Genomic DNA, 18888 nt, shown 5'->3' on the forward strand with positions numbered 1-18888 from the left:
GGATTCCTGTCGAAATATTGGAAGGTATCCTTACGACATGTCAAGGCCTCAGCTGCGGCGGCCCGCCCACAAGCCGCTGATCGCGCTGGTCGAGCGCGCCAACCGGGCGCTCCAGACCGACCTGGTGCGGCAGGCCCACGCCCGCGGGCACACCGAGGTCAAGATGACCCACAACTCGGTGTTCGCGACGTTGCACACCGGGCCCGGGCGGGCGGCGGACATGGCCGCGCGGGCCGGGATCACCCGGCAGTCGATGGGTGAGGTGATCCGCGACATGGTCGCCCTCGATCTGCTCGAGATGCTGCCCGATCCGAACGACGGCCGGGCGAAGGTCGTCAGCTACTCCGAGCACGGGATGGAGGTGGCGGGTGACGGCTTCAGCTACCTGGCCGATCTCGAGGACCTGTTCGCGGAGGAGTTCGGTGAGGAGGAGTACGCGATCGCCCGCGACGTCCTGGGGCGCCTGGTCGACGTTCTCGACCGGGTCGCGGCCGAGGAGGCTCAGGCCTCGTCGTCGGCGGGCGGCAGCGTCGGGTAGTCGACGATCGGGTAGAGACCGACCGTGAAACCGTACGTCGTGCCGCCGCCGCGGGGGAGCTGGTCGAAGCGGTGGATCAATGCGTCCACCTGCTGCCAGAACTCCGCGGCCCGCTCGTCGGGGATTCGGGCGTGCCGGATGAACGAGCGCATCTGCCCGGCGTCGTAGGCCGGCTTGGACTCCTCGGCCGCGACCTCGAAGTCGTTGAAGTCGTGCGGCAGTTGGCCGTCCTTGCCCTGCCGGCCGAGCCCGACGAAGAACATCCGCGCCGCCCGCCCGTAGAAGCGCTCCTCGATCGCTCGCACCCGCCGGGTTCTGACCACCCGCAGGACGCCGGCGTCGGTCAGCACCTTCACGTGGTGCGCGACCGTGCTCTTCGGCCGCCCGACCGCCGTGGCCAGCTCCGTCACGGTCGCCGCGCGCTCGTGCAGCAGTCCGAGGATCGTCGTCCGGAGTGGATCACTGATCGCCCGGACCTGCTCCGCGGTGGTCAGCTCGAGCGTGTCCGCGAGCTCGTAATCGGGCACCGGCTTGTTGATCGACATGGCCCGAATAGACTAGCATCGCCGATTGTTCGAGATATTTGGATCATTGGAGCTGATGATGGCCGAGGTCGTGCTGTACCACCACTCGCAGGGGCTGACCGACGGGGTGAAGGCGTTCGCCGAGGAGCTCCGGCAGGCGGGCCACACGGTCCACACGCCGGATCTCTACGAGGGCAACACCTACGCGACCCTCGACGAAGGCATGGACTACGCGCGGGCCACCGGGTTCGGGACGATCCTGGAGCGCGGTATCGAGGCGGCGCAGAGCCTGCCGGAGAACGTCGTGTACGCCGGGTTCTCGCTCGGCGTGATGCCGGCCCAGAAGCTGACCCAGACCCGGCCGGGCGCCACCGGGGCGCTGTTCTACTACTCGTGCCTCCCGGTCGAGGAGTTCGGTAGCTGGCCGGACGGGGTGCCGGTCCAGATCCACGGCATGGACGAGGACCCGTTCTTCAGCGAGGAAGGCGGCGACCTGGACGCTGCCCGCGCCCTGGTCGCCGCCGTCGGCACCGCCGAACTGTTTCTCTACCCCGGCAAGGAGCACCTGTTCGCCGACTCGTCCCTCCCCGGCTACGACGCGACTGCCGCCAAGCTCCTCCTCGAGCGCACCCTCGCCTTCCTGTAGGTGCAGGAGGACAGGACGTATACGCCCACTAGGCCCGATCGGCCGCGCCGCTGAGCGTGGCGGCTCCGGCAGTGGACGTATACGTACTGTCGAGCCGCTCGCGGCGGGTGGGGATGAAGGAGGCGACGGCGAGGGCGGTGAGCGCGGCGCCGGCGCCGATCAGCAGGACGACCCGGAAGCCACTCTGCGACGGCAGGGTGTAGCCGCCCAGGCTGATCGTCAGGTTCGCCAGGATCACGCCGGCGACCGCGCTGGACACCGAGGTCCCGATCGACCGCATCAGGGTGTTGAAGCTGTTCGCGGCCGCGGTCTCCGAGACCGGTACGGCGCTCATGATCAGCGCGGGCATCGCGCCGTACGCCAGGCCGATGCCCGCGCCGATCAGCAGCGAGACCAGCACGAGCTCCCAGACCGAACCCATCAGCACGCTGCCCACGCCGTACCCGGCCGCGACCACGAGCGCGCCCAGCATCAGCGTGACCTTCGGGCCGCGGGTCTTCGAGATCTTCGCCGAGAACGGCGCGGCGACCAGCATGACCAGACCCGACGGGCCCATCACCAGACCGGACGCGAGCATCGACTGACCGAGGCCGAAACCGGTTGCCTTCGGCATCTGCAGCAGCTGCGGCAGGACCAGCGACATCGCGAACATCGCGAATCCGAACACCATCGACGCCAGGTTCGTCAGCAGCACCTGCGGGCGAGCGGTGGTCCGCAGGTCGACGAGCGGCTCGCCGGTCCGTCGTTCCCACCAGCCCCACGCGAGCAACGCGACCACCGCGAGGGCGAACAGGCCGAGCGTCCGCCCGCCGGTCCAGCCCCAGTCGGCGCCCTGGGAGATGGCCAGCAGCAACGAGATCAGGCCGATCGACAGGCCGAGTCCGCCGAGGACGTCGAACCGTCCGCCGGAGCGCACCGACGACTCCGGGACGAAGCGCAGCACCAGGCCGAACACGATCACGCCGAGCGCGGCCGACAGCCAGAACAGCGTGTGCCAGCTGAAGTTCTCGGCCAGCAACGCGGCCGCGGGCAGGCCGAGCGCGCCGCCGACGCCGAGCGAGGCGCTCATCTGCGCGGTGGCCGTACCGAGCTTCTCGGCGGGCAGTTCGTCGCGCATGATGCTGATGCCGAGCGGGATCACGCCGGCGGCCAGGCCCTGCAGCGCACGGCCGGCGATCATCGGAATCAACGAGCTGCTGAGCGCGGCGACCACCGAGCCCGCGACCAGCAGGCCGACGCTGATCAGCAGCATCCGGCGCTTGCCGTACATGTCGCCGAGGCGGCCCATGATCGGCGTCGCGACCGCGGCCGCGAGCAGGGTGGCCGTGATCGCCCAGGCGGTCCCGGCGGCCGAGGCGTGCAGCAGCCGGGGCAGCTCCGGGACGAGCGGGATCACCAGGGTCTGCATCAGGGCGACCGTGATACCGGCCGAGGCGAGCACCGGTACGACGGCACCGGCGCGCACGGGGGGAGTTGCGGACATCAGCAGCCTCCGGACTGAGATAGATAGTTGGTTTCTGCAACCAAAAGACTAAGTCAGGCAGTTGACTTAAACAAGCCTCCGAGGGAAGCTGGAAGAGAAACCACGCGGAGGCGATGATCTGTGACCGATAGTGACCAGTCCGTCGGGTATCCGATCCCGCCCTCGACGGACTGCGGGAGGTAAGGGTGATCTGGTGATGATGGCGAAAACGGTCCGGGCGGCGCGGGTGAGCGCGACGCGAGACCTGATCCTGGCGACGGCGGAGCGGATGTTCGCCGAGCGCGGTGTGCACGAGGTATCGAACCGGCAGATCAGCGAGGCGGCCGGTCAGGGCAACAACACCGCGGTCGGGTACCACTTCGGGACCAAGACCGACCTGGTCCGGGCGATCGTGCGCAAACACGCCGAGCGGGTCGAGGCGCGCCGCCGGGAGCTGATCGCGGAGCTCGGCGCCGACCCGGACGTGCGGGACTGGGTGACGGTCCTGGTCCGGTCCGCGACCGATCACATGGGCAGCCTGGGTACGCAAAGTTGGCTGGCGCGGTTCAGTGCGCAGCTGATGAACGATCCGGCGTTGCGGGAGATCCAGCTGCAGGAGTCGCGGAACTCGCCGTCGCTGCAGCGGGTCGTCGACGGCCTCGGTGAGCATCTCGCCGAACTGCCGCCGGCGGTGCGGATCGAGCGCGGCGACATGGCCCGGCACCTGATCGTCCAGATGACCGCGGAGTTCGAGCTCGCGCTGGCCGAGGGCCGGCCGACCGCGCGAGCGACCTGGCAGGAGATGGCCGACGGGCTGATCGACGGCATCGTCGGGCTGCTGACCGCACCGGTGACTTCGTGAGCGTTCTCGTGGTCCGAGATGCTGCAGGCCGACGTCCACCAGGCCGCGGCCGTCTGCCCGGCCCTCGCGATCGTCGTCGAGGACTGATCAGCCGACCGCGCCGAGATTCCGGCCGGCCCAGGCGCGGAAGCTGCCCGCGGGCCGGCCGGTGACGTCCTCGACGGTCGTGGTGACCGGCGCGGAGCTGACCCGCCCAGCCGAGCGCGTTGGACGCGAACGTGTCCGCCCGCAGGATCGTCCACTCCAACCCCGACGTCTGCACTGCTGCCGACGATGACAGGTACACGGCCCGCTGCGCCCGCTCCGCGATCCTCGCCGGTGCCCGTCACGAGGATCATGCTGGTGCCAACTCGCCACCGAAATGTCCGTATTCCCGGCTACTGTGCTGAAGATGATCAACGGAGCGCATGTGATCATCTACAGCACGGACGCCGAGGCGGATCGCGCGTTCTTCCGGGACGTGCTGGAGTATCCGTCGGTCGACGCCGGACACGGCTGGCTGATCTTCAAGCTGCCGCCGGCCGAGGTCGCGATGCACCCGGCGGAGGCCGCGTCGCACGAGCTGCTGCTGATGTGCGACGACCTCGAGCGGACGATGGCTGAGCTGTCCGCGCGGGGCGTGGAGTTCATCCGGCCGGTGGAGCGGCAGCGGTGGGGTGTGCTGACGGCGTTCCGGCTGCCGGGCGGCGGCGAGGTCGGGCTGTACGAGCCGCTGCACGAGCGGGCCCATGATCTCTGAGTTCCGGATCGCGGTGCCCGAGGCGGACGTCGCGGACCTGCGGGAGCGGCTGGCGCGGATTCGTTGGCCTCGCCAATTACCGTCGAGCGGATGGGAGCGTGGGGTTCCGGTCGAGTACCTGCGGACCGTGGCCGAGCGGTGGGCGGCGTACGACTGGCGGGCCTGGGAGGCACGGCTCAACGAGTATCCGCAGTACACGACCGAGATCGACGGGCAGACGATTCACTTCCTGCACGCGCGGTCGCCGGAGCCTGACGCCTTGCCGTTGATCGTGACGCACGGGTGGCCAGGGTCGGTCGCGGAGTTCCTGGACGTGCTCGGGCCTTTGACCGACCCGGCGGCGTACGGCGGGGATCCGCGCGACGCGTTCCACGTCGTCGCGCCGTCGGTGCCCGGGCACGGGTTCTCGGTCCCGTTGACGTCCGGGTGGAACCACACGCGGATCGCCCACGCATGGGCGGACCTCATGCGCCGGCTGGGCTACGAGCGGTACGGCGCACAGGGCGGCGACACCGGGTCGGTCGTGTCACCCCTGGTCGGGCAGGTGGATCCGACGCACGTGGTCGGCGTCCACATCAACGGGGGACTGGCGTTCCCGCCGCTCGAACCCGGTGATCGCGACCAGTTGGACGAGACCGAGCGCGAGCATCTCGCGGCCGCCGAGCGGTTGCGCGCGGTCGGCACCGGGTACGCCGACCTGCAGGGCACGCGGCCGCAGACCGTGTCGTTCGGACTGAGCGACTCGCCGGTCGGACAGCTGGCCTGGATCCTGGAGAAGTTCTGGGAGTGGACCGATCCGGCCCGCGAGCTCCCCGAGGACGCGGTCGACCTCGACCACCTGCTCACGGACGTGTCGATCTACTGGTTCACCAACACCAGCGCCACGTCCGCCAACCTGTACTACGAGAACCGCTCGGCCGCGGACGACGTACGCCCCGGTGTGCCGACCGGTGTCGCCGTCTTTCCCACCGACCCCGCGATCCGCCGGGTCCTAGACCGCCGGCACCACATCGTCCAGTGGTCGGAGTTCACCCGGGGCGGCCATTTCGCCGCCCTCGAGGCTCCCGGCCTCCTGGTCGACGACATCCGGGCGTTCTTCCGGCTGGTTCGGTAGCCGGGCCGGGGCGACGAAGTTCACCAGCGCGCCGTCGCGCTCGGCGGTGACGTCCGGCCAGCGGTGGCGGATCATCCGGATCGTGCGGTCGTTGGCGGCGCTCACGACGAACAGGAAATGGGTGGCGCCGGCGGCGATCGCGTCGGCGGCCGCGATCGACAGCATCCGGATGCCGAGGCCCCGGCGCTGGTCGTTCTCGGCGATCACGGCCGCGAGCTCGGCGGTCGACCCGCCGGGCGCCCAGGCCCACATCGCGTGGCCGACGATCGCGCCGGCCCGGGTCGCGACGAACGCGGCGCCGGTCGGGCAGAGCATCCGCAGCAGCAACGCCTGCCGCGGCGGCGAACCGATCGCGGTCTGGAACCGGAAGTAGCGGCTGAGGTCCGTCAGCCCGGACAGCATCCGCGCCAGCTCGTCCGCGTCGGGTTCGCCGGCGCGGCGGACGAGTGGCGGTCTCGCCTGAGTCTGATTCACGGATTCAGCCTTGCTCCACTTGGCTGAGTCTGTCAAGTGGACTTATCATCGGGGTATGAGCATGGCGGTCGGCGAACAGTTGCCCGAGGCGATGAACTGGTCCACGGAGAACTGCACGATCTCCCGGACGATGGACATCCTCGGCGACAAGTGGACGTTTCACGTCCTGCGCGAGGTCTTCGTCGGCGTCCGCCGCTTCGAGGACATCCGCGCACGGGCCGGCATTCCGCGGCAGGTGCTGACCGAGCGGCTCGCCGCGCTGATCGAGCGCGGCCTGATCCGCCGCCATCCGTACCGCCTGCCCGGTCAGCGGGAGCGCTCGGAGTACCGGCTGACCCAGGCAGGGCTCGATCTCTACCCGGTGCTGGTCGCGATGATCCAGTGGGCCGACCAGTATCTGCCGCTCGACGACGGCCCGCCGATCGAACCCCGCCACCGCGGCGACTGCGGCGAGCGCGTCACGGTGGTCATGCAGTGCGAGGCCGGCCACGAGCCGGGCCCCCGCGAGGTCGCCTTCCGGCCGGGCCCCGGCGCACAACCTCGCTAGGCGTCGAGGTCCGCGATCGCCCGGCGGAGGATGGATTCGGTCTCGCGGGGCTGGGCCGCGGTGATCGACAGTGCGTCCATGGTGACGACGTACGTGTCGAGTTCCTCGCGCTTGTCCAGGTAGACGGCGCTGGTCAGGTGCTCGATGTAGACGATGTCCGGCAGGTCGGGGTCGTTGAAGCGGAGCAGCGTGAACGCGCCGCCGGTCGCCGTGTACCCGCCCTTCTCGAACGGGATGATCTGCAGCGTCACGTTGTGCCGGCGCGCCGCGTCGATCAGGTGCTCCAACTGCGCCTTGAGAATCGCTCGGCTGCCGATCGGGCGGCGCAGTACCGCCTCGTCGACGACCGCCCACAGCCGCGCAGGCCGTTGCCTCGTCAGCACGTCCTGGCGGCTCATCCGCAACGACACAAGGCGATCCTGCTCCGCCCGCGAGAACGCCTGGTCCTGACGGCCGAGCTGGACGACGGCGCGCGCGTAGTCCGGTGTCTGCAGGAGTCCCGGGATGAACTGCAACTCGAACGTACGGATCAGATCGGCCGCCATCTCCAGGCCGAGATAGGAGTGGAACCACTGCGGCGTCAGGTCGTCGTACCGTTGCCACCAGCCCGGGTTGTTCGCCTCCGTGGCCAGTGCGAGCAGGCGCTCGCGTTCCTCGGGGTCGTCGAGCTTGTAGAGCGTCAGCAGGTCGTCGACGTCGCGCACCTTGAACCCGACCCGGCCGAGTTCCAGGCGGCTGATCTTGGACTCCGAGCCGCGGATCGCCCAGCCCGCGTCGGTGCGGCTGACGCCCGCGCCCTCACGGAGCCGGCGCAGGTGCACGCCGAGCATGATGCGCAGGGCGGTCGGGCCGCCGTACGCGCCCGGCTCGGTCACCCTCTCGCCTCCCCGCCGTGTGTCCGTTACCAACAGCTGATCATTTCACAACAGATCGCGATCCCGCACCGGGCGTGCACGGTGTGTTCATGGCGCCCTACGGTCAGTAGAGTCGGACGCACAGACTCCCCGATCACCCTCTGCGAGGTTCTACTGATGGTCGACGCCACCAAGGCACCCAGTTCGATCCCGGTCGGCGTGGACACCACCCGGGCCAGCATCGCCCGGGTGTACGACGCCTTCTTGGGCGGCAAGGACAACTTCGAGGTCGACCGCGAGGTACTGCGTGGGGTCCAGGCCGCCGCGCCGCAGGCCCAGGACCTGGCCTGGTCGAACCGGAACTTCCTGATCCGCGCCTGCCGGTTCCTGGCCGGCCAGGCGGGGATCACGCAGTACCTCGACTGCGGGTCCGGCCTGCCGACCGCCGAGAACACCCACCAGGTCGTCCAGCGGCTCGTGCCGGAGGCGAAGGTGCTCTACATCGACAACGACCCGGTGGTGCTCGCGCACGGCCGGGCGCTGCTGGAGGAGAACGAGAACACCCTGTTCGTCAGCGCCGACATCTTCGACCCGGACGAGGTGCTGAGCAAGCCCGAGGTCCGGGACTTCCTGGACTTCAGCCGGCCGATCGCCGTGATGCAGGCCGGCACACTGCACCACTACATCGGCACCGAAGGTGCGCAGATCATGCAGAAGTACGTCGACGCGGTGGTTCCCGGGTCGTACACGGTGATTTCGCACTTCTTCGACCCGGAGACTCCGGAGCACTCGGCGGTCGCCCAGCAGATGGAGGAGAAGTTCATCCACAGCCCGATGGGCAGCGGCAGGTTCCGCACCCGCGCGGAACTGATGGAGTTCTTCCCCGGCCAGGAGCTGGTCGACCCGGGCCTGGTGCTCTGCGACGACTGGTGGCCGGACGGCCCGCGGCTCAAGCCGCTGAACCAGGTCGAGGAGTGCATCGTCGGCGCGGTCGGCCGCAAGATCTAGCAGTGGTTACTTCGCGACGCCCGGGATCGCTGTCCCGGGCGTCGCGGTGTTTTCAGAACGTCCAGCGCTGCGCGGCCGAGTTGTTGCACGTGGCAACGGTTACGGCGTTGCCGAGTGTGGCCGGCGCGGTGAGGCAGCGGCCGCCGCTGCGGATCGTGCCGTCGCCGGGCAGTGTCCACTGCTGGTTCGTGCCGCCGTGGCAGCTGTAGAGAATCACCGAGCCGGCCTGCGTGGCGCTCGCGTCGAGACAGCTGAACAGGGCGTGGAACGTGTTGTTCTGCGCGTGCACCCAGTTCTGGTTGTTCCCGCCGGTGCAGTTGTACAGCAGGATCGTCGTCCCGTCGGAGCCGGAGACGTCCAGGCAGCCACCGCTGCCGCGGATGTCACCCGACGCCGAGTTGCCGATGCCGTTCTCCTGCACGGCGGTCGAGCCGTTCAGGGTGACCTGGCTGTCGGCGGCGCAACCGCTGCTCTCCGACGTGCCGGTGAAGTGGGCGGTGAGGCTGCCGCTGGTCGGCGCGCTCATCGTCAGCTTCGAGTACGGCTCGTCGTCACAGGTCGCCTTGTCGTTGTTCCAGTCGAAGTACTCGGTCCAGCTGACCATGCCCGACGTACTGATGGTGTTGCCGGATCCCGTCTGCAGGCTGCCGAGTTTGAACGACGTACCGGCGGTCAGGTCCCGGACCGTCACGCCGTACCAGCCGCTGCCTTCGCTCGCGACGGCGAACGCGTAGGTGTGGCCCGCGGTGGGGGCCTGGTCGAGGCGGCAACTGCCGCCGGTGCCGTCCTCCTGGAAGCGGATGCAGTAGGTGCCGGCGTCCCCGGCCTTCCAGTCGGTGGAGTTCCAGAGCGAGTACAGGAACATGCCGCCGCCGTCGCGGTGGGTCTGCATGCCGGTGTACCCGCCGACGTCGCCGCCGGTGAAGCCGAACTGGTTGGACCAGTAGACGTTCGCGCGACCAGGGGAGGCGTTGATCGTCATCCGGAACTCGGCCTGGGTGAGTGACGGAGTGTCGAACGCGTAGTTGACGTAGGTGCCGGGCGTGACGCCGACGGCGGCGGCCTGCGAAGTCGGAACCAGGGCGGCCGCGAGGCCGAGCAGGGCGCACGCCAGCAAGGACTTGAGTCTCATCGGGGGTGTTACCTCCAAGCGAAGTGGGGCGGACTTCGATCAGAGAGCTCTCTCAGCTGATGATGCGCAGAACTGCACACAAATGTCCAGAGGTGAGCAGTTAACGTTACACATGCTCGGAAACGAGCGTGGCCGCCGTGCCGTCCTCGAGGGCCTGGAAGATGTGCGGGAGGTCGCCGGGGTAGGCGATGTAGTCGCCGGGGCCGAGCTCGACCGGGTCGTCGAGCGGGCCGACGAGGGCGCGGCCGGAGCCGAGGACGACGTGCTCGACGACGCCGGGCATGTGCGGCTCGGACTTCCGGCCGGGGCCCGGCGAGGCGACGATGCGGTAGATGTCGCGGCGCGCGTTCGGCGGGCTGGATGCGACCAGCGTGGCGCTGTAGTCGGCGTGGTCGGAGTAGATCGCCGGACCTTCGCCGGCGCGGATGATCTGCACCTTCGGGCGCGGCGGGTCGAGCAGTGCCGCGAACGGCGTGTCGAGCGCGACGGCCAGCGCCCACAGGGTTTCGACGCTCGGATTGCCGGTACCGGACTCGAGTTGCGACAGCGTGGACTTGGCGACCCCGGCGCGCTTCGCGACCTCGGTCAGCGACAGGCCGGCCCGGGCCCGGTGCCGGCGGAGGGATGCGGCGATGACGTCCAAGGGTGCGCGGGAGTCCATTGTTCGCTCCATCGGTCTGGTTGTTCGGCTTGACGAACGCGTGGCGAGGTGTTCATCATAATGCCCATGCGTTCGATCTGGCGAACACTCGATCCGGGACTCGCCCGCGACATCGGCCTGGTCTGCCTGGCCGACGGTGTCGTCGGGCTGTCGTACGGTGCGATCAGCGTCGGCGGCGGGCTGCCGTTGTGGGTGCCGATCCTGTTGTCGGTCGTGGTCTTCGCGGGCGCGTCGCAGTTTCTGTTCGTCGGGATCGTCGCGGCCGGCGGGAGCCCGATCGCGGCGATGGTCGCGGGTCTGCTGGTGAACAGCCGGCACGTCGCGTTCGGGCTGGCGGTGAGCGACGTGATCGGCGGCGGGTGGCGGCGCTGGCTCGGCAGTCACGTGATGACCGACGAGAACGTCGCGTTCGCGATGGGCCAGGACGACCTGAAGCACAAGCGGGCGGCGTACTGGGCCGGTGGTCTGGGGATCTTCGTCTGCTGGAACATCGGCGTCGTCGCCGGCGGCCTCGCCGGCTCGGTGATCACCGACACCGACGTGTTCGGTCTGGATGCGGCGTTCCCGGCCGTGCTGCTGGCGCTGGTGCTGCCCGCGCTGCGGGATCGGTCGACGCGGACGGCGGCCCTCGTCGGTGTTGTGGTCGCGCTGGCGGCAACGCCGTTCCTGCCGGCCGGTCTGCCGGTTCTGTTCGCTCTGGCGGGCTTGCTGTTCTACCGCGCCGAGAAGCCGGCCGTGGAGGTCACCCGATGAACAACACACCGCTGCTGCTGATCGGCATCGGAATACTTGCCGTAGGCACCTTTTCGCTGCGGTTCGCCGGGCCGGCGTTGCGGAGCCGGTTCGAGGTGCCGGAGCGGGCGCAGCAACTGCTCGCCGCGGCCGCGATCATCCTGCTCACCGCGCTGGTGGCCACCTCCGCCCTGACGGACGGCCACGGTCCGGCAGGTGTCGCGCGCCCGGCCGGCGTACTGGTGGGCGGTGTGCTGGCCTGGCGCCGAGCACCGTTCGTCCTCGTGGTGGTCGCAGCCGCCGCCACCGCCGCCGGCCTCCGCCTGCTCGGCGTGCCCTGAGCCGACAAGGCGGACAGGAGGTGTCCGCAGGTTGGGTAGTGCACCTGAGCGTGATCGCCCCCGCGCGTACGCTGTCTCGCCGGTGCTCTACCTGTCGAGCGTGCCTGCCTGATTGCCTGCCCTGCGCGTTCCTCGCCACCAACACCGTGCACGGCGGCGCGAACAGCCTGAGGCTCGGCCGCACAGGTTGGTGCGACGACCTGACGCTCACCCGTCAGCCCTCGTAGCGGCTACCGTGCGGGTATGACGATGTATCCGCCGGCACCCGAAGCGCCCAAGAAGTCGGTTCTGCCGAAGCTTGCGGTCGCCTGTTTCGTGATCGGCGCGATCGTGGTGGGGTTCTTCGTCTGGCGGATCGTCGTCACCGCGCCGCGGACACCACAGCCGATCGAGGACGGTGTCGTCCACCTGACGAAACCAGGCCTGACGATCTACGCGTCGATCCCCGTGCTGACCCCGCCGTGCGAGGTCCAGGACGCGAACGGCAACGACGTGCCGATCAAGCCGCCGAGCGGGTCGGAGACGATCACGATCAACGGCGAGAGCTGGTACGTCGTCGCCCGGTCGACGCAGACCGTGCCGGCCGGGGACTACAGCATCTCGTGCACCGACGACGAGACCAGCGCGACGTACGCGGCCGGGCCGCGGTCGTCGGTGTTCGCGTTCGTGCTCTCCATTCTCGGCACCGTCTTCTCGTTCCTGATCTTCATCGGGCTCGGCATCACGCTGCTCACCGTCGGCGCGGTCAAGGCCGCCCGCCGCAAACGCCCGGCGAACACCTTCCCCGGGCAACCCGGTGCCCCAGGCAACTACTACCCGCCGATGCCGCCGCAGCAGCAGCACACCTTCCCGCCGCCACCGCCGTACCGCCCGGGTCCCAATCCGGACCGCCCGCAGGATCGTCCCGACAACCGCCCCGACGACCGGCCGCAGGACAGGTGACGGCGATGGATCTCGACTGGCCCGGGTGCCGCAACGTCCGCGACGTGGGCGGCCTGCCGACCGGCGACGGGCGGGCGGTGCGCGAGGGCGTGCTGATCCGTGCGGACAGCCTGCAGTACCTGACCGCGGACGGCGTCGAGGCCGTCCGGCGGTCCGGCGTGAGCAGGATCCTCGACCTGCGCGGCGACGGTGAGGTCGCGATCGCGCCGACGCCGTTCACCGGTACGGCGCTGGCGGTGCGGCAGCGGCTGGCCGACCCGGCGGACCCGGACCACGGGCAGCCGACCATCATCGAGGCGTGCACGTGGATGCTGGACCAGCGGCCGGAGCTGTTCGCGGCCGCGGTGAAGGCGATCGCGGACGAGCCGGACGGCGCGGTGGTCGTGCACTGCCACGGCGGCAAGGACCGCACCGGCATGGTCGTCGCGCTGGCGTTGAGCGTGGCCGGCGTCCCCGAGGAGGAGATCGTCGCCGACTACTACCTCACCCAGTCGCGGCTTGCGGACTGGCTGGCCGAGCAGCTCGCCGAGGAACCGGACGCGTCCAGACACCCGGAGATGATCGAGTTCCGCGATACCCGCGCCGAGTCGATCGTCGCCATCCTGCGGCATCTGGACGACCGGTACGGCGGACCGGAGGCGTACCTGCGGCACGGTGGTCTGACAGCGGCCGACCTGGACAAGCTGAGAGCCCGCTTGGTGGCCTGACCTGAGTCACCACGACGTCACCCACCGCAGTACATTGGCGCAATGCCGACCGCCGCAGAGCAGACAGGGCTGACCGACGCAGCGGCGCTGGCTCGACGTCATGGGCTCTCCAAGAGTTCGGTGCGGCCGCCGTTCGGGGCGTACCTGCAGGAGTTGTGGAGCCGACGCCAGTTCGTCGTCAGCTACGCCACCGCCCGCACCTACGCGATGTACGCCGGAGCGCGCCTCGGATCGATCTGGCAGGTGCTGACCCCGCTGCTGAACGCGGCGGTGTACTACCTCGCCTTCGGTGTGCTGCTCGGCACGAAGAACGGGATCGACAACTACGTCGCCTTCCTGCTCAGCGGGATCTTCGTGTTCACGTTCACGCAGCGCTGCATGACCGAAGGGTCGCGCTCGCTCGCCCTGAACCTGTCCCTGATCCGTACCCTGCACTTCCCGCGCGCGACCCTGCCGCTGGCCTACGTGCTGAACGAGCTGAACCAAATGCTGGTGTCGCTCGGCATCCTGTTCGTGGTCGTCGGCTTCACCGACGGCCCGGCCTGGCGCTGGCTGCTCGTCGTCCCGGCGATGCTGCTGCAGGTGATGTTCAACGTCGGGATCACGCTGGTCTTCGCGCGGATCGGGACGTTCGTCTCCGACATCACCCAGCTGCTGCCGTTCATCACCCGGACCTGGCTGTACGCGTCCGGGATCTTCTTCTCGCTGCCGGCCAAGCTGGACGAGATCGACGCTCCGGCCTGGGTGATCAAGGTGCTCGCGCTCAACCCGATCTCGGCGTACATCGACATCGTCCGGCGCTCGTTGCTCTCCGAACACGAGGCGAACCAGCTGCCGCACGCGTGGACGATCGCGATCATCTGGTCGTTCGTGATGCTCGCGGCCGGTTTCGTGTACTTCTGGCAGGCGGAGGACCGCTATGGCCGAGGCTGAACCGACCGTCATCGCCGACCGCCTCGACATCATTTACAAGGTGATCGCCGGCCAGGGCGGCAAGGGCACGGCGGCGACCGCGCTGCGCCGGATCGTGAAGCGCCAGGATCGGCCGACGATCCGCGAGGTGCACGCGGTGAAAGGAGTCAGCTTCACGGCGTACAAGGGCGACGCGATCGGCGTGATCGGGCGCAACGGCTCCGGGAAGTCGACGATGCTGCGCGCGATCGCCGGCCTGCTGCCGCCCGCGTCCGGGGCCGTCTACACCGGCGGCCGGCCGTCGCTGCTCGGCGTCAACGCGGCGATGATGAACGACCTCACCGGCGACCGCAACGTCGTCCTCGGCTGTCTGGCCATGGGAATGTCCGGGGACGAGATCCGGCGCCGGTACGCCGAGATCGTCGACTTCTCCGGGATCGGCGACTTCATCGACCTGCCGATGTCGACGTACTCCTCCGGCATGGCGGCCCGGCTGAAGTTCGCGATCGCCTCCGCGAAGACGCACGACATCCTGCTCGTCGACGAGGCGCTGGCGACCGGCGACGCCGAGTTCCGGGTCCGCTCGGAGCGCAAGATCAAGGAGCTCCGCGACCAGGCCGGCACGGTGTTCCTGGTCAGCCACAGCCTCGACGTGGTCCAGGAGACCTGCAACCGCGCCCTCTGGCTGGACGCGGGCGTACTGAAGCTCGACGGCCCGGTCGACGAGGTCGTCGCGGCCTACATCAAATCCACCCGAGCTGGCTGAGGCCGGCATACGAGTGGATATCCGTCGAAGTTGGGGGTTCTCCACCGGTATGCGAGCGAAGAACCCCCAACACGAGTGGATATCCGCTTATCCACAGATGTGCGCTCCGGTGGTCTGAGCGGTGCCGGACCGGTGGATGCTTGGTGGGTGAACGAGCGGCTCAAGCTGATCGCGCAGCAACAGGGTGGCGTCTTCAGCCGTCGCCAGGCGCTCGCCAGTGGATGTACGCACGAGCAGATCGTCCGTCGCCTGCGGGGCGGCAGTTGGGAACGGATCCGGCGTGGTCAGTACGCCGAGGCGCTGGACCTGACTGTTCTGCCGCCGTGGGAACGTGCGCGGCTGCTGCATCTTCGGCAGGTGCATGCGGTGATGAACGCGATGCGACCGGGTTCGGTTGCCGTCAGCCATCAGTCGGCGATGGTCCTGCACGGTCTGCCGATCTGGGGCCTCGATCTCGGTTGCGTGCACGTCACCCGCGTGGACGGACGGTCCGGTGGCGTCGTCGCCGGCGTACAGCATCACCTCGGCGTACTGACCGACGCCGACCTGACCGTCGTCCACGGTCGGCTCGTGACCAGCGTCGCTCGAGCGGTACTCGAGTCTGCGTGTACGACGTCGTTCGAAGTAGGAGTGGTCGGCGTGGACAGCGCGCTTCGAGCCGGTCACCTCGAGGAGGACGAGGTACGGCGGCTGCAGTCCGTAATGGCGTTCTGGCCCGGATCGGCGGCGGCACGGGTTGCGCTGCGGTTCGGCAACGGTCTGTCGGAGTCCGTCGGCGAGTCGCGCCTGCGGGTGCAGATGTACGAACAGGGCCTGCCGCGACCGAGGCTACAGACCGAGTTCCACGATCGGCTCGGGCGCATCGGCCGGGTCGACTTCGACTTCGACGGGTACGAGACGGTGGTCGAGTTCGACGGCGCGTTGAAGTACGGCGGCGGGTCGCCGGAGGTCATGATCCGCGAGAAGCGGCGCGAGGACCGGCTCCGCGCTATCGGCCTGACGGTGGTCCGCATCGACTGGTCCGACTCGGACCGGCCCGCCGAGACCGCCGCGGGCATGCTCCGGACCTTGCACAGCCGGCGCCGGCCCGCCTGACCCTGTTCTCAACACGGATGGATATCCGCTCGTATTGAGGGTTCTTCCCTCGCATACCAGCAGAGAACCCCCCAGAGGAGGGGATATCCAGCGTTGTTACACGGCCTTGGGGCGTTCGCGGAGGCCGATCAGGAAGCCGAGGCCCCAGGAGACGTGCATGGTTGCGCAGACCAGCGGCATCCAGAACAGCGCCTTCCAGGGCAGGTAGCGGCCTTCCATCGCGGAGCCGAAGATGAGCAGCAGTGCGTAGCCCAGCGGGGCCAGGAAGCCGATGTCGAGCCAGCTGATGCCGGTGGCCAGGCCGATGATGCCGAGGATCGTGCCGACGGCCAGGCCGATGACCGCGACCGGCGGGGCCAGGTAGCGCTTGCTGGCGGTCTCCGGGTGCCGGCGGATCACCTCGCGGCGCCACTGGCCGGTGTGGAAGAACTGCTTGGCCACCGCGGACAGCGAGGAGCGCGGCCGGTACGTGACGGACAGGTCCGGGCTGAACCAGATCAGGCCGCCGGTCTTGCGGATCCGGTAGTTCAGCTCCCAGTCCTGGGCCCGGTGCATGGTCTCGTCGAAGCCGCCGACCCGCTCCAGCGCGGCCCGCCGGAACACGCCGAGGTACACGGTGTCGGCCGGCCCGGCCTTGCCGCCCTGGTGGAACGTGGACGCGCCCAGGCCCAGCCGGGAGCGGTACGCGCAGGCGACCGCCATCTCGGTCGGGGTCCGGCCCTCGGCGGCCATCACGCCGCCGACGTTGTCCGCGCCGCTCTCCTCCAGCACCTCGACCGCGCGGGTGATGTACCCGTCGGTGAGCGCGCCGTGCCCGTCGACCCGGACCAGGATGTCGTGCTTGGCGTGCGCGATCCCGACGTTCAGCGCGGCCGGTGTCTTGCCGGTCGGGTTCGGCACGATGCTGATCCGGTGGTCCTTCTCGGCCAGCTTGTCCGCGATCTCCTGGGTCCGGTCCTTGCTCGGGCCGATCGCGAGGACGACCTCCAGGTCACCGGGGTAGTCCTGGTCGAGGACGCGGCCGACCGCCTCCTCGAGATGGCGTTCCTCGTTCAGCACGGGCATCACGACGGACACAGGTGGCCAGTGGGACAGCGGCATATCAGGTCAGGCCTTACAGATCGATGCGACGTCGTCGACGCCGGTGGCGGGTGTGGTCGGTGAGCTTGTCGGCTTCTTCGTGGTACTCGTGCTCGGCTTCTTCGTGGTACTGCTGCTGGTCGGCTTGCTGCTACTCGGAGTGCTCGAAGTCTTACCGTCTCCTCCCGAGCCCTCCTTGTCCAGCGATTCGGACTTCGCGATCGCCTCCGCGACCTTGGTCCTGATCAGCGCGAAGTCCGGGTCGCCGGTGTGGATCAACGGCGGGACCGCGGAGAAGCTTGACACCGGCAGCTTCTTCGCGTCCAGCGCGAGATCCGTGAAGGTGCCCAGCTCGCCCGCCGGGATGCTCGTCTTGACCACCTGTTTGCTGGCCGACGCGATGCCCTGGAACTTGGTCAGCACGGTCGACGGCGACAGCTGGTTCAGCATCGCGGACATCACGCACTTCTGCCGCGCCATCCGCTCGTAGTCCGACGACTCGGCCCGGGACCGGGCGAACCAGAGCGCGTGGTACCCGTCCAGGTGCTGGTTCTTGCCGGCCTCGATGTAGCCCTTGATCGGCGAGCTGCCGCCGCCGATCGGGACGCGCTTGCCGATGTCCAGCGTGATCCCGCCGACCGCGTTCAGCAGGTCGCGGAAGCCGGCCAGGTCGATCAGCACGTAGTAGTTGATCTTCAGCCCGGTGACCGCCTCGACGGCCTGGGTGGTCGCGGTCTCACCGGGGTTCGGGTCGCCGGGGAACAGGTTCTTGTGACCGGCGGCGTAGGTGTAGACCGCGTTCAGCAGGCACTCGGAGCCGCAGTTCTTCCAGTGGAAACCGTCCGGGAACTGCTTGGCCATCGCCGTACCGGCCGGGAACGGGACCTTGGCCAGGTTCCGCGGCAGGCCGATCAGGACCGTCCGGCCGGTGTCCGCGTCGATGCTGGCCACCGTCATGCTGTCCGGCCGGGTGCCGATCCGGTCCGCGCCGGAGTCGCCGCCCATCAGCAGCACGTTGTAGCGGCCCTTCTCGGCCTTCGACTTCTGCCCGTTGCCGAACACGCTGGCGACGAAGTCGCGCTGGGTGTTCACGATCACGCTGGCGTAGATCAGGGCGCCGACGACGACGAAGATCAGCACGCCGTCGAGGATGCTGGCGATCAGCCGGTGGTTGCGCTCGAGCGTCAGCGGCTGCGCGATCCGGTACGCGTCGACGAACAGCGCGGCCCAGCCGATCGCGAGCACGATCAGCAGCACCTGGACGATCCGCAGGGTGCCAGGGCGGGCCAGGATGTTGATCGTGCCGGACCGCCAGATCAGGCCGAGCACGATGAAGAAGACCACGATCGCGACCAGGCCGGCGACCACCCGCCAGGCCCAGCGGCCGGCCTTCCGGCTGCCCGCCACGATCTGGGCCGACCCGGGCAGCACCAGGGTCATGAACAGCAAGGCCAGCGCACGCTTGAACCGCACCGGTTCGCGGAGATTGCGCAGGTCTGGCTTCTCCTGCGGCATGACGTCCTTCCCCTGAAAATCCAACGCAGTCCTCCGGGCGGGCACTGCCGACCGTACCTTGTCGTTCCTCGTCACTCCGTATGACGTGCCGGGGCAGGCGATGGTTCGAGACCGGGCGGATCCGGAGACGAAGAGTAGCAGTCCTGACACGGAGCGCAGGAAAACCCCTGATCTCACCCTGCTTCACACGGCTGTGATGGTCGGCGGCGGCGGGATGCGTTACGAAGTCTCCAAGCC

The 18888-nt window shown here is 69.1% G+C and carries 21 protein-coding genes and 1 pseudogene; 14 read left to right on the forward strand and 8 right to left on the reverse strand.

The genetic code is table 11. The features are described from left to right. The first annotated feature begins 37 nt into the window (after nt 1-37). A complete protein-coding gene (locus AB0L64_RS13715) occupies nt 38-538 on the forward strand; it encodes a MarR family winged helix-turn-helix transcriptional regulator (protein ID WP_363710465.1) in 501 nt (166 codons plus the stop codon). Here AB0L64_RS13715 and AB0L64_RS13720 read toward each other — a convergent pair. Then, on the reverse strand, nt 502-1083 hold the full coding sequence (locus tag AB0L64_RS13720) for a winged helix-turn-helix domain-containing protein (protein ID WP_363710466.1): 582 nt from the start codon (nt 1081-1083) through the stop codon (nt 502-504). The two genes, AB0L64_RS13715 and AB0L64_RS13720, sit on opposite strands and share 37 nt — an antisense overlap. A 25-nt stretch (nt 1084-1108) precedes the next feature. Between AB0L64_RS13720 and AB0L64_RS13725 the strand changes: the two genes are divergently transcribed. Next, nucleotides 1109-1708, forward strand: coding sequence for a dienelactone hydrolase family protein (locus AB0L64_RS13725; protein ID WP_363710467.1), 600 nt, complete (start codon nt 1109-1111; stop codon nt 1706-1708). A gap of 28 nt (nt 1709-1736) precedes the next feature. Here the strand turns inward: AB0L64_RS13725 and AB0L64_RS13730 are convergent, their stop codons facing one another. Next, entirely contained in the window at nt 1737-3191 is a 1455-nt protein-coding gene (locus AB0L64_RS13730; RefSeq protein WP_363710468.1) for an MFS transporter, read from the reverse strand. A gap of 196 nt (nt 3192-3387) precedes the next feature. Between AB0L64_RS13730 and AB0L64_RS13735 the strand changes: the two genes are divergently transcribed. The 3 genes from AB0L64_RS13735 (at nt 3388) to AB0L64_RS13745 (ending at nt 5885) form a co-directional block, all read left to right on the forward strand. After that, nucleotides 3388-4032, forward strand: a complete 645-nt coding sequence (locus AB0L64_RS13735; RefSeq protein ID WP_363710530.1) for a helix-turn-helix domain-containing protein — start codon at nt 3388-3390, stop codon at nt 4030-4032. 391 nt (nt 4033-4423) lie between these two features. Continuing rightward, nucleotides 4424-4771, forward strand: a complete 348-nt coding sequence (locus AB0L64_RS13740) for a VOC family protein (protein ID WP_363710469.1) — start codon at nt 4424-4426, stop codon at nt 4769-4771. Next, nucleotides 4761-5885, forward strand: a complete 1125-nt coding sequence (locus AB0L64_RS13745; RefSeq protein ID WP_363710470.1) for an epoxide hydrolase family protein — start codon at nt 4761-4763, stop codon at nt 5883-5885. The genes AB0L64_RS13740 and AB0L64_RS13745 overlap by 11 nt, the downstream gene beginning before the upstream one ends. A gap of 81 nt (nt 5886-5966) precedes the next feature. Here AB0L64_RS13745 and AB0L64_RS13750 read toward each other — a convergent pair. After that, nucleotides 5967-6287, reverse strand: a pseudogene (locus AB0L64_RS13750) (GNAT family N-acetyltransferase); the annotation flags it as partial. Between the two features lie 127 nt (nt 6288-6414). On the opposite strand from AB0L64_RS13750, the gene AB0L64_RS13755 reads away from it, so the two are divergent. Further along, nucleotides 6415-6906 carry a helix-turn-helix domain-containing protein gene (locus AB0L64_RS13755; protein WP_363710471.1) on the forward strand — a complete coding sequence of 164 codons (492 nt, stop codon included), beginning with the start codon at nt 6415-6417 and terminating at the stop codon, nt 6904-6906. Here the strand turns inward: AB0L64_RS13755 and AB0L64_RS13760 are convergent. Beyond that, nucleotides 6903-7781 (reverse strand): helix-turn-helix transcriptional regulator, encoded by an 879-nt coding sequence (locus AB0L64_RS13760; protein WP_363710472.1) that lies wholly within the window; start codon nt 7779-7781, stop codon nt 6903-6905. The genes AB0L64_RS13755 and AB0L64_RS13760 overlap by 4 nt on opposite strands. 156 nt (nt 7782-7937) lie before the next feature. Between AB0L64_RS13760 and AB0L64_RS13765 the strand changes: the two genes are divergently transcribed. Beyond that, complete coding sequence (locus AB0L64_RS13765; RefSeq protein ID WP_363710473.1) at nt 7938-8768, forward strand: SAM-dependent methyltransferase; 831 nt, start codon at nt 7938-7940, stop codon at nt 8766-8768. 52 nt (nt 8769-8820) lie between these two features. Here AB0L64_RS13765 and AB0L64_RS13770 read toward each other — a convergent pair whose 3' ends face one another. Both AB0L64_RS13770 and AB0L64_RS13775 read right to left on the reverse strand, forming a co-directional pair. Next, on the reverse strand, nt 8821-9900 hold the full coding sequence (locus tag AB0L64_RS13770) for a ricin-type beta-trefoil lectin domain protein (protein WP_363710474.1): 1080 nt from the start codon (nt 9898-9900) through the stop codon (nt 8821-8823). Between the two features lie 106 nt (nt 9901-10006). Then, nucleotides 10007-10561, reverse strand: coding sequence for an XRE family transcriptional regulator (locus AB0L64_RS13775; protein ID WP_363710475.1), 555 nt, complete (start codon nt 10559-10561; stop codon nt 10007-10009). Between the two features lie 66 nt (nt 10562-10627). On the opposite strand from AB0L64_RS13775, the gene AB0L64_RS13780 reads away from it, so the two are divergent. The 7 genes from AB0L64_RS13780 (at nt 10628) to AB0L64_RS13810 (ending at nt 16056) form a co-directional block, all read left to right on the forward strand. Next, nucleotides 10628-11314 carry an AzlC family ABC transporter permease gene (locus tag AB0L64_RS13780; protein ID WP_363710476.1) on the forward strand — a complete coding sequence of 229 codons (687 nt, stop codon included), beginning with the start codon at nt 10628-10630 and terminating at the stop codon, nt 11312-11314. Next, nucleotides 11311-11634, forward strand: a complete 324-nt coding sequence (locus AB0L64_RS13785) for an AzlD domain-containing protein (protein WP_359935236.1) — start codon at nt 11311-11313, stop codon at nt 11632-11634. Before AB0L64_RS13780 ends, AB0L64_RS13785 begins: the two co-directional genes overlap by 4 nt. A 243-nt stretch (nt 11635-11877) precedes the next feature. After that, nucleotides 11878-12576, forward strand: coding sequence for a hypothetical protein (locus AB0L64_RS13790; protein WP_363710477.1), 699 nt, complete (start codon nt 11878-11880; stop codon nt 12574-12576). A gap of 5 nt (nt 12577-12581) precedes the next feature. After that, complete coding sequence (locus tag AB0L64_RS13795) at nt 12582-13283, forward strand: tyrosine-protein phosphatase (protein WP_363710478.1); 702 nt, start codon at nt 12582-12584, stop codon at nt 13281-13283. A 42-nt stretch (nt 13284-13325) separates the two neighbouring features. Next, nucleotides 13326-14216, forward strand: coding sequence for an ABC transporter permease (locus AB0L64_RS13800; RefSeq protein ID WP_363710479.1), 891 nt, complete (start codon nt 13326-13328; stop codon nt 14214-14216). Next, on the forward strand, nt 14203-14961 hold the full coding sequence (locus AB0L64_RS13805) for an ABC transporter ATP-binding protein (protein ID WP_363710480.1): 759 nt from the start codon (nt 14203-14205) through the stop codon (nt 14959-14961). Before AB0L64_RS13800 ends, AB0L64_RS13805 begins: the two co-directional genes overlap by 14 nt. Before the next feature lie 147 nt (nt 14962-15108). Further along, nucleotides 15109-16056 (forward strand): type IV toxin-antitoxin system AbiEi family antitoxin domain-containing protein, encoded by a 948-nt coding sequence (locus AB0L64_RS13810; RefSeq protein ID WP_363710481.1) that lies wholly within the window; start codon nt 15109-15111, stop codon nt 16054-16056. Nucleotides 16057-16152: 96 nt separating this feature from the next. On the opposite strand, the gene AB0L64_RS13815 is transcribed toward AB0L64_RS13810, so the two are convergent. Further along, nucleotides 16153-17151, reverse strand: coding sequence for a glycosyltransferase family 2 protein (locus AB0L64_RS13815; RefSeq protein WP_363710531.1), 999 nt, complete (start codon nt 17149-17151; stop codon nt 16153-16155). A 12-nt stretch (nt 17152-17163) separates the two neighbouring features. Further along, the gene (locus AB0L64_RS13820) at nt 17164-18651 is read right to left on the reverse strand and encodes an LCP family protein (protein ID WP_363710482.1); all 1488 of its coding nucleotides are present in this window, start codon (nt 18649-18651) and stop codon (nt 17164-17166) included. Nucleotides 18652-18888: the final 237 nt, after the last annotated feature.

It is taken from the genome of Kribbella sp. NPDC051936 (assembly GCF_040680955.1).
In the GTDB taxonomy this organism is placed as follows: domain Bacteria; phylum Actinomycetota; class Actinomycetes; order Propionibacteriales; family Kribbellaceae; genus Kribbella.